The organism is Streptomyces sp. NPDC007905, from assembly GCF_042959345.1.
Lineage (GTDB): Bacteria > Actinomycetota > Actinomycetes > Streptomycetales > Streptomycetaceae > Streptomyces.
Genome location: NZ_JBIBKS010000014.1, coordinates 118324 through 131432 on the forward strand (window position 1 = coordinate 118324; position 13109 = coordinate 131432).

Consider the following 13109-nt stretch of genomic DNA (forward strand, 5'->3'; position numbering starts at 1 on the left):
GCCCACTGGGGCCGGACCCGGCCCACTCCTCGACGAACCGCGCGGTGTGCGGCCCAGCGAGTGGAGCAGGACGGCAGTCCCCGGCTGGACCGTCCATGATTTCGCCACCCACATCCTCGGTGACTACCAGGGCCACCTCGGCCAAGGCGGAGACGGATCCAGTGGCATCGCACCCGGCCCCCCTTGCCCGCGTCCGCATCCGCGAGGTCGGCAGCCTGCCGCAGCCGCGTGCCGGATCGTGTCCCTCGTGTGCTGACGGAGCTCGCTCGACGTCCCCACGCCTGCCCGGACTTAGAAATCGTTTCTTTTGGCTGATCGCGCTCGTTGCGCATGGCCTGGCGAGTCTGGTCATCGGCGTCTTCGCGCCCGAGTTTGATGGCCTCCCGGTCCGTGTCATCGAAGGAACTGTGCTCGCGAGCGGCCATCAGTGAGTGCGATGCGCCGCCCGGTCGGGCACAAAACAGGCATGGGGCCTCGTGGGCGCGCATCCTGGATGTATGTGCATGCGGGACCAGAGGCTCTGTCCATAAGCCAGTCCTCTGACCAGCAACGCAGGGCGCAGGAGGGAGCCGGCCGTGGCAGGGATACCCTTGGATGCCTGGAAGATGGAACTCGACCGCTCACATGACCCCAAGCGCGAACCCGGGCCGATCAACCTGCAGCGGTACACCTTCGTCCCCACCTACGCCGGCATCGCCACGTTCTTCGGGGTGCCGCTGTGCCTCAACAAGGACGACCTGCGCGCCGGCGACGTCGACGTGGCGGTCCTCGGGGCGCCGGTGGACATGGGCCTGGGCCACCGGGGAACGGCCTATGGGCCACGTGCGCTTCGGGGCGACGAACGGATCCTGCCCAACGTTCCGCAGGGGCTGATCAACCCCAGCACCCGCATCCGGCCGTTCGACGAGTTGACGGTGGTCGACTATGGAGACGCCGCGGTCGACCCATTCAGCATCGACAACTCCATGGAGCCGATCCGCGCACTGGTCCGCGAGATCGCCGAGACCGGCGCGATTCCGGTCGTGCTTGGCGGGGACCACTCGATCCTGTGGCCGGATGCCGCGGCCCTAGCGGATGTGTACGGGCCCGGCAAGGTCGGAGTGGTCCACTTTGACGCACATCCGGACTGCCACAACGACATGTTCGGTCACCTGGTCACGCACGCCACACCGATCCGTCGGTTGATCGAGGACGAGCACGTCCCCGGGCGGAACTTCCTCCAGATCGGCCTACGTAGCGCGATGGCACCCGACGACGAGCTGTTCGGCTGGATGCGCGAGCACGGGATGCGCACACACTTCATGGCCGAGATCGACCGACGCGGATTCGACGTCGTTCTCCAACAGGCCATCGACGAGGCGCTGGACGGGCCGGAGTACCTGTACGTATCGCTCGACATCGACGTGCTGGACCCGGCCTTCGCACCCGGCACCGGAGCCCCGGAGCCGCCAGGTCTGACCAACCGGGAGCTTCTACCCGCCTTGCGCCGGATCTGCCACGAGACACCCGTGGTGGGAGTGGAGGTCGTCGAGGTCGTCCCGGACCTGGATCCCGGTTACACCACCACGATGAACGCCCGTCGGGCCATCTTCGAGGCGCTGACCGGTATTGCCATGCGCCGCAAGGGCCTGCCCGGACCCGCCTACCTGGACCCGGCCGTCTCCGGACCGCCGCCTGTTCAACACCCATAGACCACCTGTGAAAGCGGCAGACCGATCAGGTCCGCCTCGCCGGTCCTGACCTCACTCGCCGGTCCTGACCTCATTCGATACCGAAGTAGGTCTTGATCCCGCCGAGCGCGAGTTGGATCCCGATCGTGACGACAAAGAGGCCGCCGAACCGCGTCAGGATGGCGGTGCTCTGAGGAGACAGGTTCAGCCTGTTGGCCAGGAGCAGGTGCCCCACCGGGATCAGCGCCACGGTAATGCCCACCGCGATGAGCGCCGCGATCGGACCGGACCAGCCGCCACCGGCCGAAGCGATCGTGATGACCGCGGTGATAGTGCCCGGCCCCGCCATGAAGGGAATGGCATAAGGCACCACGATCGAGTCCTCGGCCGACTTCGGTTCGGGCTCCTCATGCGCCCGAGCACCGCCCTGAGCGCGCGGGGGCTCACCGCCGAAAAGCATTTCGAATCCCATCAGGGTGAGCACCAGACCACCGGCGAACCCGAAGGCCCCCAGATCGATGCCGACCAGATCGAGCAACTCCTTGCCCACGAGGGCCGCCACGCCCAACGTGACCGCGACGGTCACCATGATCCGGCCTACGTACTCACGCCGCCGCTCAGGCTCGTTCTCGGTGAGCAGACGGAAGAAGATGCCGCGCGCGAAGGGATCAACCAGCAAGATCATCGAGATCGTTGCCTGAACCGTGAGCTCAACTGTGCTCACGACGCCTCCCGCAGGTCGCGGAGCAGCCGTCGCCGTCTGCACCGCCCATGCGGTGCGTGCCGTCCTCCTCATCCTCCCGCCGACGAGGCCCCCTCGCTACCTGACCGCGGAAGCGTGGTCCTCTATCGCCTGGGAAGGAGTCTCGGCGCGGCCTCGGGTGTCCTGAAGGAGTCCGAGCCCGTGGACCGAGGCAAGCCAGACTTCAAGGTGCACCGTCTGTCCGATCCATCCGGGCTGTATTGAGTCGGCGGTTTACGATGAGGGCTGCGGCTATGCCGACGAATGCGAGGAAGTGCTCGGCCTTGCGCTCGTAGCGACGGTGCAGTCGTCGGCAACCGGCCAGCCAGGTCACGGTCCTTTCGACCACCCAGCGGTGACGGCCCAGCCGATGTGAGGACTCGATACCCCTGCGGGCGATGCGGTGCCGGATGCCTCGCTGGCGTAGCCAGCGGCGCAGATGGTCATAGTCGTAACCCTTATCGGCGTGGAGCTTTGCCGGCTTTCGGCGGCGGGGGCCTCGCCGGGAGCGAATGGGCGGGATGCCCCGCACGAGCGGCTCAAGGCCCTTGCTGTCGTGCATGTTGGCGCCGGAGACGCCTAACGACAAAGGCAGTCCGTTTCGGTCGGTAAGCAGGTGGATTTTCGAACCCATCTTGCCCCGGTCGGTCGGATTCGGTCCGGTCAGTGGCCCCCTTTTGCCGCGCGGACGCTGACGGAGTCGATCGCGCATCGCGACCAGTCCAGGTCGCCGGGAGCACCGAGTTCATCCAGGATGACGCGGTGAAGCCGGCCCCAGACCCGGTCCCGGCTCCACTGGGCGAAACGCCGGTAGACCGTCTGCCAGCAGGGTCCGAAGACCGGCGGAAGTTGCCGCCACGTGCAGCCCGAGGTCGCCACGAAGACGATTGCCGCCAAGGCCTCACGATCGCCCGCACGCCGTCGGCCACCACCCTGCGGACGCTTAACCTCCGTCGGCGGCACCACCCGCCGGAACAGCACCCACAACTCATCCGCCACCAGCCGCTCCACCAGATCCGTCATGAACCACCTAACGGCTAGCTCTGACCATAAGAAACGACCTCTTACGGCCTGGGGGGCGATCGCCAGTGACGGCTGGATGGTCAGGGCGACGAGACGCTGAGCGGCAGATCTCGGTGGAAGACGGCCATGGTCCGACCAGGGCCGTTGTAGTCGTCGACGATCTCCGTATCGAAGCCGAGGCTGCGATGGAACGCGATTGAGCCGGTGTTCTCGATGGATGTGATCGCCTTCAACCGCCGTGCACCGTGACGTTCCGCTGCTTCGGCGAACGCCGTGTACAGACGACGCCCGAGACCGGTGCCACGGGCGTCGTCCCGCGTGGCGATCAGATGCACGTACCCGGTGCCGTCCGGGGTGACGAACCCGAAGATGTACCCACGGATTCCGTCCTCGGCTCGGGCGACCAAGCAGGTGGAACCGAACTCCTGTACCAGTGCCAGAAGGTGCAGCGGCCGGAGGTCGCGTTCGCCCCAGTAACGGGGGTGATCAGTAAGGACCTGGTGGAAGTCGGCCACCCCGGCCGGTGCGATGGTCATCCCCATGATGGCGATCATGGCAGGCACTCGTCCGCCAGGCCACCCACTGATCACTCGGTTGCCGAAGGCCTCGTACGGACGACGGCTTGGTCGCCTCGTGGCCCGAACAGGTGCAGGATTTCCACGGGTGTTGAGTGCGCGGGGCCGAACCAGTGCGGTTCCCTGGTGTCGAACTCGGCCACCTCGCCCGGGTGGAGGGTGCTTTCGTGTTCTCCGAGGACGAGTCGAAGTTCGCCCGCGAGGACGTAGAGCCACTCGTAGCCGTCGTGGGTCACCAGTTTCGGCTCGCGGGGAGCCAGTACGTGCTTGAACACCTGCACCCGCCCCGGGTACCGGGTCAGGGGCACCACGACGCTGCCGTGACCCTTGCGCAGCGGCGTGAGATGCACCCGGGGATCTCCGGTGGCCGGAGCGGCCACCAGGTGGTCGAGGGCGACACGGTGCGTACGCGCGAGCGGGATGAGCAGGTCCAGGGTCGGTCGCCGTTTGCCCGATTCCAGACGCGACAGCGTGCTCACCGAGAGTCCGGTCGCATCCGCCAGTGCCTCCAGCGTCAGTCCGCGGTCGCGGCGCAGGGTGCGCAACCGGGGTCCGATGCCGTCGAGTATCTGCTCCAGCTCTTCGTCCACACCGCTCAGTGTCCGGCCTTTTGCGGTCTTCGCAAAAGTGCTGGTCGGTGATCGCACACCTGTCCGAGCCTGGCCGGGCAGTACATCCCGGATGTGAGAGGCGCATCATGACCACGACGACGATTCCTCCTGTTCAGCCCGTGCTGAGCGCCCGCAGACGCTGGACGGTGCTGGCCGTCTGCTGCCTGAGCATGTTTCTGGTCGGTCTGGACACCACCATCGTCAACGTCGGCCTGCCGGCCATCGGGCGCGGCCTGGACGTCGGGACGCGCAGCCTCGAGTGGACCGTGGACGCTTACACCGTCGTCCTGGCCGCTCTGCTGATCTCCTCGGGCGCGCTGGCCGACCGGTTCGGGCGCCGGCGGGTGTTCCAGTCAGGGCTGGCGGTGTTCGGCGCGGCCTCGCTGGTCTGCGCACTCGCTCCTTCGGTGGGCGCGCTCGTGGCGGCTCGTGCGGTGCAGGGGATCGGTGCTTCGATGCTCAGCCCCGTGGCTCTCGCGATCGTGGTGAACGCGATGCCCGACCCGAGGGAGCGCGCACAGGCGATCGGCGTCTGGGCCTCTGTCTTCGGACTCAGCATGGCCGTCGGCCCCGTCACCGGTGGCGCGCTGGTGGCGGCGTTCGGCTGGCGGTCGTTGTTCTGGAGCAACGCCCCGGTCATCGTGACCGCCCTGGTCCTCAGCGCGGTGTTCGTGCCCGAGTCCCGCGCGGCTCGGGCACGGCGGCTTGACGTTCCGGGCCAGGCCCTGCTGGCCGTGGTCATCGGGGCCGGGGTGGGTGTCCTCATCGAAGGCCCCCGCATCGGCTGGACGTCGGCCGCGGCGTCGGCTGCCTACGGGGTCGCCGCTGCCGCGACGGCGGGATTCGTGTGGGTGGAGTCCCGCCGCGCCGAGCCGTTGATGGACCTGCGCCTCTTCCGCGGCCTTGCGTTCAGCGGAGCGGTCCTGGGAGCGGTAGCCGTCTTCGTCGCCCTGAACGCGACGCTGCTGCTCAACACCTTCTATCTGCAGCACACCCGGGGATACACGCCCCTGGCCGCCGGGACGGCGACCCTGCCCATGGCGGCCGGAGCGACGGTCTGCGCACCCTGGTCCGGCCGTCTGGTGGGTCGTATCGGCCCGCGGCTGCCGCTGACTGTGGCGGGCGGGTTCATCACGGCCGGCGGCCTGTCTCTTGTCGAGCTCGACCAGCACACGAGCGTGTTCCTGCTCCTCTTCGCCTACCTGCTCATCGGCATCGGGTTCGGCTTCGCCAACGCGCCGATCACCAACACCGCGGTCAGTGGACTGCCGCCCGCCCGGGCGGGCGTGGCCGGCGCGATCACGTCCACCGCACGACAACTCGGCTCCGCGCTCGGCATCGCCCTCGCCGGCGGTCTGGTCGCGGGTACGAGCCCCGCGGGACTCGCCCACGCGTCCCGCCCGGGCCGGCTGCTGGTCGCCACCTGTGGGCTGCTGGTGCTCCTTGTGGCCCACACCTCGCGGCCGAAGGAGGGCCGTCGGAAGTGAGGTCGCGCCGCGTGGAGGAGGTGTTGCGGACGAAAGCCGGCAAGGTCGACGAGAAGCGGTTGCGGCGGCCGGTCCGGCGCGGGGATGATCGTTGAGGCCGGTTGGTCCCGTCCGATGCCCGAGGCCGCTCCACGAGAGGGGAAACCCCATGCCCGAGCTCGACGAACGCTTCGACGTCGTGGTCCTCGGAGCCGGACCCGGCGGCTACGTCGCCGCCGTCCGCGCCGCTCAGCTGGGCAAGCGCGTCGCCGTGGTCGAGGAGAAGTACTGGGGCGGGGTATGCCTGAACGTGGGCTGCATCCCGAGCAAGGCGCTGCTGCGCAACGCCGAGCTGGCGCACATCTTCACCCACGAGGCGAAGACCTTCGGCATCAGGGTCGACGGGCAGGTGTCCTTCGACTACGGCGAGGCCTACCGCCGCAGCCGCAAGGTCGCCGACGGCCGGGTCAAGGGCGTCCACTACCTGATGAAGAAGAACAAGATCACGGAGCTCGACGGCCGGGGCACCTTCCTCGACCCGCACACGCTCGAGGTGGCGGGGTACGACGGCTCGACGCGCACCATCGGCTTCGACCACTGCATCATCGCCACCGGCGCCACGCCGAAGCTGCTCCCCGGTACTCGCCGTACTTCCCGGGTGGTGACGTTCGAGGAGCAGATCCTCGCCGAGGAACTGCCGCAGTCGATCGTGATCGCGGGCGCCGGGGCGATCGGCGTGGAGTTCGCGTACGTGCTGCACAACTACGGCGTGAAGGTGACGATCGTCGAGTTCCTGGACCGTATGACCCCGCTGGAGGACGCCGAGGTGTCCGCCGAGCTCGCCCGCCAGTACCGCAAGCTGGGCATCGATGTGCTGACCTCCACCCGGGTCGACGCCATCGACGAGTCGGGCCCGCAGGTACGGGTCACGGTCACGGCCAAGGACGGCTCACAGCAGGTCCTGGAGGCCGACAAGGTTCTTCAGGCGATCGGCTTCGCCCCGAATGTCGAGGGCTACGGCCTGGCCAAGGTGGGCGTACGGGTGACGGAGCGCGGCGCGATCGACGTGGACGGACGCTGCCGGACCTCCGTCCCGCACGTCTATGCCATCGGCGACGTCACCGCCAAGCTGATGCTCGCGCACGCCGCCGAGGCGATGGGCATCGTCGCCGCCGAGACCATCGCCGGCGCGGAGACCATGGAGCTCGACTACGCCATGATCCCGCGTGCGACCTACTGCCAGCCCCAGATCGCCAGCTTCGGCTACACCGAGGCCCAGGCCCGCGAGCTGGGCTACGACGTCAAGGTCGCCAAGTTCCCCTTCACCGCCAACGGCAAGTCGCACGGACTCGGCGACGCCACCGGCTTCGTGAAGCTGATCAGCGACAACAAGTACGGCGAGCTGATCGGCGGCCACCTGATCGGCCCGGACGTCACCGAGCTGCTCCCCGAACTGACTCTGGCCCAGCAGTGGGACCTGACGGTCCATGAGGTGGCCCGCAACGTGCACGCGCACCCCACGCTGGGTGAAGCGGTCAAGGAGGCCGTGCACGGCCTGGCCGGCCACATGATCAACCTGTGAGCGTCGGTCGCCGGCCGGAGGACAACTCGTCCGCCGGCTCGACGTGACCGGGCTCTCCGGCGGGAACGCGACCGGCCACGGCGTCCACATCGGACACCGTGACCGGCCGCGCGCCGCGGGTGGCGTGCCGTGCGGCCGGGCGTGAGGGTGCGTTCGACGGGGTTTACAGCTGCGGCTGTGGCATCCGCTGCCAGCTGAACGGGCCGTAGGTGGTGGCGGTGGTGGCGTGGTTGGCGTGGGGATCGGCGGTCAGCTTCAGCCACTCCAGCGGGGTGGTGCTGCCGTGCACGACGATCCGGTGGAAGTTCGAGACGTTGTAGTAGGGGTGCTCGTTCCACGCGTTGTCGCCCGGGTCGTGGGCGCACACGCCGGCACCGGTGGCCGGGTCCGTCTCGCCGGTGCAGGCCGCTGTCGGCGACAGCGGGTTGTCCGAGCGGTACAGGTGCGAGTCGCCGTTGAGCATGAGCACCGGGCGGCCGAACTCGGCGGTCTGCGCGGCGACTTCGCTGATGATCGGTTCGTAGTTCGCGAGGTGGTCCTTGGTCTTGCCGTCGACGTCCCACATGTCGGCCTGCGCCGAGATCACCACGGCCTTGGCATGCCGGGCCCGAGCGCCGGCGAACGCGGCGTCCAGCCAGCGGACATCGGCCGCCGTCCGGCTGGTCCGCTCGTCGATCTGTGCCCGACTCGGGGTCGGCATCTTGTACCAGGGGTCGGTGTCGTTGTTCGAGCCGCCCGGCACGTTGATGGTCACGAAGACGATGTCGTCCTGCGCCCACCGCACGTTCTCGACGTACTGCGCGTCGGCCGGGTGGCCCGGGTCGTAGGCGGTGGCCTGCGACACCACGTTCAGTTTCCCGTCACCGAGGGTGTGGCCCGGCCGCGTGAAGAAGTCCTGCCGGACTTTGGCGAGGTTGTCGACGGGGTTGCCGCAGTGGTAGCTGACGCAGTCCGCCGGGTCGGTCGACAGACCGCCGGTGCCGATGTAGTCGATCGCACCGGAGGCCGAGTCGTAGAAGCCGCCGCCCTGACCGGGCGAGTTGAGGCTCGACGCCTTGTGGCAGTCGGCCCACTCGTTGTCGCCCGGCGTGTACACGAGCGGCTTGGTGAAGGTCTGCCACATGGACGCGATCGAGGCGCCGTACTCCTCGGTACAGAACTCCTTGCCCGAGTGAATATCGCCCACATGGATGACGTCGCTGATCGTCGGGTCACTGTTGATGGTGCCGATGAACGCCGGGGTCTTCTGGAACTGCGCGGTGTCGGCGGTCTGGCCCGCGGGCGCGTACGCCGACCTGCCGTACGGAGAGTCTCCGAACACGGCGAGCGTGAGCGGTCCGCCGGCCGCGGATGCCGTGCTGACCGACACCCCGGGAAGGGCAAGACCGACCGCGACCAGCGGGATGAGCCCGCGCTTGAGCATGCGTCCCAACGTGCGTCCCTCTTTCAGGTTCGGGTGAGGGGGGCGCTCCAGTGGACTGGATCGCAGCGAGCACCCATGACATCCATGGTGACCTGAAGATGACGAGCAAGCGAAATTCCGGCCGTCCGCGGGAGGCCTCGAACCGGGCGTTCAATGACCACACCTGCACAACTGCCGCCGGCCGCCGTCCGGCAGGCACACCGCATCGGCAGGCTGGGGCGGGGAGCGCACCGGCGCCGGCCGCTGTTCCGGACCGAGGAACCTCGCGGCCCGTTCGGCGCCGAACGATGATTGACTGACCCCGGCAACCGCAGCACCGACCCCTCAGGAGAACCCCCAGCCATGAGCCACGCCTACACGTACGAGTACAAGGTCGTCAGCTTCCGGGAGTCGCTGATCGGTGATGCCCTGGACAGCGACAAGCTGGAGAAAGTCCTCAACAAGCACGCCGAGGACGGCTGGGGACTGAAGGCGATCACGTCCGCCGACGTCAAGGGCCGCGTCGGGCCGGGTGCGGTGGAGGGCCTGCTGCTCACCTTCGAACGGCCGCGCCAGTAGCGGGTTGCAGGCGCTCGGGCAGACGCCGGGGTGTGCTCTCCTCCCCATGTGAGCAAGCGCTTAGTAACATGGGCGAGGAACAGTCCGCGCGCCAGGGAGGGACAGCCATGCCGGTGTCGGGAGCCGAGGCCTTCTACGAGCGGGAGGCCGCGAGCCGGTTCCTGCCCACCGCTTACACCTGTGGGCCCTGGGACGCCGACTCCCAGCACGCCGGTCCGCCGGCCGCACTGCTCGCTCTGGCCGTCGAGCAGCGGCCGGGCGGACGGCCGGGCATGCGCGTCGCCCGGCTCACGTACGAGATCATGCGGCCGGTACCCATACGGCCGCTGACCGTGGCCACGCGCGTGCTGCGCGCCGGGCGCAGCGTCGAGCTCGTGGAGGTCGGCCTGACACCCGACGGCGGGGAGCAAGTGATGCGGGCGACGGCTTTGTTGATGAGGACGGCGCCGGACTCGGTGCCGGAGGTGTCGCCGGGCCCGACGGTACCCGGGCCCGGTGCGGTACCGCAGAAGGCGTTCTTCCCGATCCCGTGGGAGCAGGGCTACCACACCGCCATGGAGATGCGCTTCGCCGCGGGTTCGTTCCTCGAGCGCGGCCCGGCCACGGCGTGGATGCGGATGAGGGTTCCGCTGGTCGCGGGGGAGGAGGTCACACCGCTCAGCCGGGTGCTGACGGCCGCCGACTCGGGCAACGGCATCAGCGCCGAGCTGGACTTCCACCGCTATGTCTTCGTGAACAGCGACCTCACCGTCAGCCTGCACCGCCACCCCCAGGGCGAGTGGGTCTGCCTGGATGCCCGGACGATGGTGGACGGCGCGGGCATCGGCCTCGCCGAGTCCGCTCTTCACGACGAGAAGGGCCCGCTCGGCCGCAGTACCCAGAGCCTGTACGTGGCCACGCGCGGCTGAGGCGCAGACGCGGCCTGGCCTCGGCGTTCACATCGGCAGCGGCGGCTGAACCGTGCGTGGCCCACAACGACTCGCGGCCTCGGCGCAGCCGTCGTCAGCCGCTGTCAACGCCGACCTCGCGCAGCGAGTACCCCCACCCCGTCCCGCGTTCCGTGCCCGTGATGCGGACGTAGCGGGCTGGTGTGCCGGTGAACCGCGCGGTGTCGAGGCCGCCGTCGCCGGTGGTGGTGGTGGTGGTCGACCAGACCGTCTGCCAGTTCACGCCGTCCGTGGAGAGCTCGATGCGGTACGACCTCCCGTACGCACGCTCCCAGTCGAGCGTGACCCGCCCGACCAGGTGGGTGGAGCCCAGGTCTATCCGCAGCCACTGGCCGTCGCTCCAGTCGCTGGCCCAGCGGGTGTCCCGTACGCCGTCCACGGCCCGGCTCGCCGCAATAGCTGGTGAACGGGTTCCACTCGGCCGAACTGGCCGTGGCCGAGGCCCCCTTGGCAAGGTTGACTCCCGCCTGGTGCCGCTCGGTCGCTCCCCAGGTGCCGAGGTAGGACTCGGCACCCCGGAAGAGGTCGTCCACCACCTCCTGGCCGCCCACGAGCCGGATGTCCTCGATCCAGTCCGGCACCAGGCCGTAGTGCGCGGCTCCGTCGGTGTTCAGGTCCCAGGTGCGCTCACCCGTGGTCTGCCGGTCGACGAGGGAGCCTCCGTCGACGCTGCGGAAGGGGTACGTGACAGGGTTGGCGGTGTCCGCCCCGCGGGGTGCCGGCCAGCCGCCCACACCGTTCATGTCGGTGCCGTAGCCGTAGCCCACGTCGTACTTGTCGCGGAGCGCGTCCGTGCGCTTGGCCTCGGCGCTGAACGCCTCGGAGCCGTGCATGTACTGGGCGATGAAGCCGCCGAGGCCATACACCCGTTCGGTCCAGTTCAGGTCCATCCAGCTGTGCGAGGAGATGGCACCGGGGTAGGACTCGGCCTCGAAGATGTCGAGCGCGCGGCCGACGGCCTTGACGCTCATGTGGTCGACTTCCAGCATCATGTGGCGCTTCATCATGCCGCGAACGGCGTACTCACCGAGGTCGGTGAGCCCGCGGACGTTGCACTGGGCGTCCGCGGCGTACGAGGGGACCGTGACGCCCGCCGGGAGCCTCGCCTCCGCGCCGGGGGCCGCCGCGCTGCCGATGGGGTTGTCGTGCTGTGGTCCCGCGCACTTCTCCGTCTTCCAGAAGGTGCCGGTCGACAGGAACTGACCGACGTTGATCGCCGTTCCGAGGCTGCCGGAGTCGAAGCGGACCCCGCACAGCGCGTTGTCGAACTTGTGGCACAGGAACATGCTGCGCACGCCGAGCGCGTACAACTCGTCCAGGCCCGCGTCGATGTCGTGCTGGTCGCACTGTGCGATGTCCAGGATCTGCTTGCAGCCGAACGGCTCGGAGGTCTCGACCCCGAGGATGACGGCCAGTTTGCCTGTTCGATGACATCGCGGGCCTGCGCGTTGTCGGTGACGATCCGGAACCAGCCCTTGCCGGGGCCGCCGTACATCTGGTCGACGTAGGCCTGCAGGTCGTACGTCATCCTCGCCTGCAGCCGGATGGACGTCATCTCGTCGCAGCTGCGGTCCTTGAAGAAGTACGCCGAGCAGATCACACCGTTGGTGACGAGGCGAGCACCCGCTGACCGCCGCGCCAGGCCCGTTCCACCCACGCGTAGTAGTTCTGCTGGTGGGTGAGCGAGTCGCGCGCGGGCCAGTCCTTGAACGTGGGCCAACCGACCGGGTCGTGTCTGCCGTCACCGCCCTAGGTGATGAAGTCGAAGACGGCCGGCGAGCCGTCGGGGTAGTGCTCGGGACAGTCCTTGAGCGCGTCGGCGATTCCGGCCAAGGAGAACGTCTTGCCGCAGATGAGGCGTCATCCGAAGCCCTCGTTCGCGAACAGGTGGTCGTGTGCGTCGGCGAATCCCCGCACCTCACCCTTGGCATCGGTGCCCGTGAACGGCTCGCCGGTGACGTTGATTTGGGAGTCCGGAACGGGCCGGGACGTCGGAATCCACCAGTCGTCGTCCGCCGCCGAACTCGGCGTGGGGTTCAAGACGATGGCCAGGACGAGGAGCAGCAACGACACGACGGCGACGTCTCTGCGGTGGCGACGGTTCGGGCTTCTGCGCACGGTCACAACCCACGTTCCCTCGGTCGGCGGGATGGCGCAGTCGACGGACCCGGATGTCCGGGGCCGGCAGACCCGCGGATCCCTTGCGCCACGCATCGGATTGTCATGTACGACACAAAGTGTTGCCCATGAGAATCCTCACTGCCGCCGTTGACGTCAAGACGTCGGCCGGCCGGCCCCTCCGGCAGGCATCGGGCTCGAATCGTGCTTGGGTCACGCGGAGTGCTGAGTTTCGTCGATATCAGGACGACTGCGGCCGCGAGCGGAGAGTCGCCACTGGCCGGCAGGCTCGGGCCGGCCTCGGGGCATGCCTCGACCTGGTGGCCGTCAAGCCGGACGCTCGAGGCCGGTCCGCCTCACGCGAGCGACGGGTCCGTCTTCTGTTGCACCGTCC

The 13109-nt window shown here is 68.6% G+C and carries 10 protein-coding genes and 1 pseudogene; 5 read left to right on the forward strand and 6 right to left on the reverse strand.

Annotated elements, in window-relative coordinates; translation table 11 throughout:
* The first annotated feature begins 575 nt into the window (after positions 1 to 575).
* Positions 576 to 1691, forward strand: a complete 1116-nt coding sequence (locus ACFZDC_RS24680) for an arginase family protein (RefSeq protein WP_391327132.1) — start codon at positions 576 to 578, stop codon at positions 1689 to 1691.
* A 70-nt stretch (positions 1692 to 1761) separates the two neighbouring features.
* Here the strand turns inward: ACFZDC_RS24680 and ACFZDC_RS24685 are convergent, their stop codons facing one another.
* The 4 genes from ACFZDC_RS24685 to ACFZDC_RS24700 all read right to left on the reverse strand — a co-directional run bounded on the left by ACFZDC_RS24685 (position 1762) and on the right by ACFZDC_RS24700 (position 4600).
* Positions 1762 to 2394 carry a MarC family protein gene (locus ACFZDC_RS24685; RefSeq protein WP_391327134.1) on the reverse strand — a complete coding sequence of 211 codons (633 nt, stop codon included), beginning with the start codon at positions 2392 to 2394 and terminating at the stop codon, positions 1762 to 1764.
* 202 nt (positions 2395 to 2596) lie between these two features.
* A protein-coding gene (locus ACFZDC_RS24690) for an IS5 family transposase (RefSeq protein ID WP_391327136.1) occupies positions 2597 to 3435 on the reverse strand; the annotation gives its coding sequence in 2 pieces (ribosomal slippage) (positions 2597 to 3085 and positions 3088 to 3435; 837 coding nt in all).
* 80 nt (positions 3436 to 3515) lie between these two features.
* Positions 3516 to 3989 (reverse strand): GNAT family N-acetyltransferase, encoded by a 474-nt coding sequence (locus ACFZDC_RS24695; RefSeq protein ID WP_391327137.1) that lies wholly within the window; start codon positions 3987 to 3989, stop codon positions 3516 to 3518.
* A gap of 32 nt (positions 3990 to 4021) precedes the next feature.
* Positions 4022 to 4600: a helix-turn-helix domain-containing protein gene (locus ACFZDC_RS24700; RefSeq protein ID WP_391327139.1), complete on the reverse strand. Its 579-nt coding sequence runs from the start codon at positions 4598 to 4600 to the stop codon at positions 4022 to 4024.
* Positions 4601 to 4707: 107 nt separating this feature from the next.
* On the opposite strand from ACFZDC_RS24700, the gene ACFZDC_RS24705 reads away from it, so the two are divergent.
* The gene (locus ACFZDC_RS24705; protein WP_391327141.1) at positions 4708 to 6108 is read left to right on the forward strand and encodes a DHA2 family efflux MFS transporter permease subunit; all 1401 of its coding nucleotides are present in this window, start codon (positions 4708 to 4710) and stop codon (positions 6106 to 6108) included.
* A gap of 148 nt (positions 6109 to 6256) precedes the next feature.
* Positions 6257 to 7669, forward strand: coding sequence for a dihydrolipoyl dehydrogenase (lpdA, locus tag ACFZDC_RS24710; protein ID WP_391327142.1), 1413 nt, complete (start codon positions 6257 to 6259; stop codon positions 7667 to 7669).
* A gap of 163 nt (positions 7670 to 7832) precedes the next feature.
* Here lpdA and ACFZDC_RS24715 read toward each other — a convergent pair whose 3' ends face one another.
* Positions 7833 to 9092, reverse strand: coding sequence for a hypothetical protein (locus ACFZDC_RS24715; protein WP_391327144.1), 1260 nt, complete (start codon positions 9090 to 9092; stop codon positions 7833 to 7835).
* Between the two features lie 342 nt (positions 9093 to 9434).
* On the opposite strand from ACFZDC_RS24715, the gene ACFZDC_RS24720 reads away from it, so the two are divergent.
* Together ACFZDC_RS24720 and ACFZDC_RS24725 are read left to right on the forward strand one after the other, a co-directional pair.
* Positions 9435 to 9650, forward strand: coding sequence for a DUF4177 domain-containing protein (locus tag ACFZDC_RS24720; protein WP_391327146.1), 216 nt, complete (start codon positions 9435 to 9437; stop codon positions 9648 to 9650).
* 107 nt (positions 9651 to 9757) lie between these two features.
* On the forward strand, positions 9758 to 10558 hold the full coding sequence (locus ACFZDC_RS24725; RefSeq protein WP_391327148.1) for an acyl-CoA thioesterase domain-containing protein: 801 nt from the start codon (positions 9758 to 9760) through the stop codon (positions 10556 to 10558).
* A gap of 94 nt (positions 10559 to 10652) precedes the next feature.
* On the opposite strand, the pseudogene ACFZDC_RS24730 reads toward ACFZDC_RS24725, so the two are convergent.
* Positions 10653 to 12670, reverse strand: a pseudogene (locus tag ACFZDC_RS24730) (discoidin domain-containing protein).
* Between the last annotated feature and the right edge of the window lie 439 nt (positions 12671 to 13109).

Coding starts and splice junctions, on each gene's coding strand:
- ACFZDC_RS24715 (WP_391327144.1), bottom strand. CDS start 9,092: ATGCTCAAGCGCGGGCTCATCCCGCTGGTCGCGGTCGGTCTTGCCCTT.
- ACFZDC_RS24725 (WP_391327148.1), top strand. CDS start 9,758: ATGCCGGTGTCGGGAGCCGAGGCCTTCTACGAGCGGGAGGCCGCGAGC.
- lpdA (WP_391327142.1), top strand. CDS start 6,257: ATGCCCGAGCTCGACGAACGCTTCGACGTCGTGGTCCTCGGAGCCGGA.
- ACFZDC_RS24720 (WP_391327146.1), top strand. CDS start 9,435: ATGAGCCACGCCTACACGTACGAGTACAAGGTCGTCAGCTTCCGGGAG.
- ACFZDC_RS24695 (WP_391327137.1), bottom strand. CDS start 3,989: ATGATCGCCATCATGGGGATGACCATCGCACCGGCCGGGGTGGCCGAC.
- ACFZDC_RS24705 (WP_391327141.1), top strand. CDS start 4,708: ATGACCACGACGACGATTCCTCCTGTTCAGCCCGTGCTGAGCGCCCGC.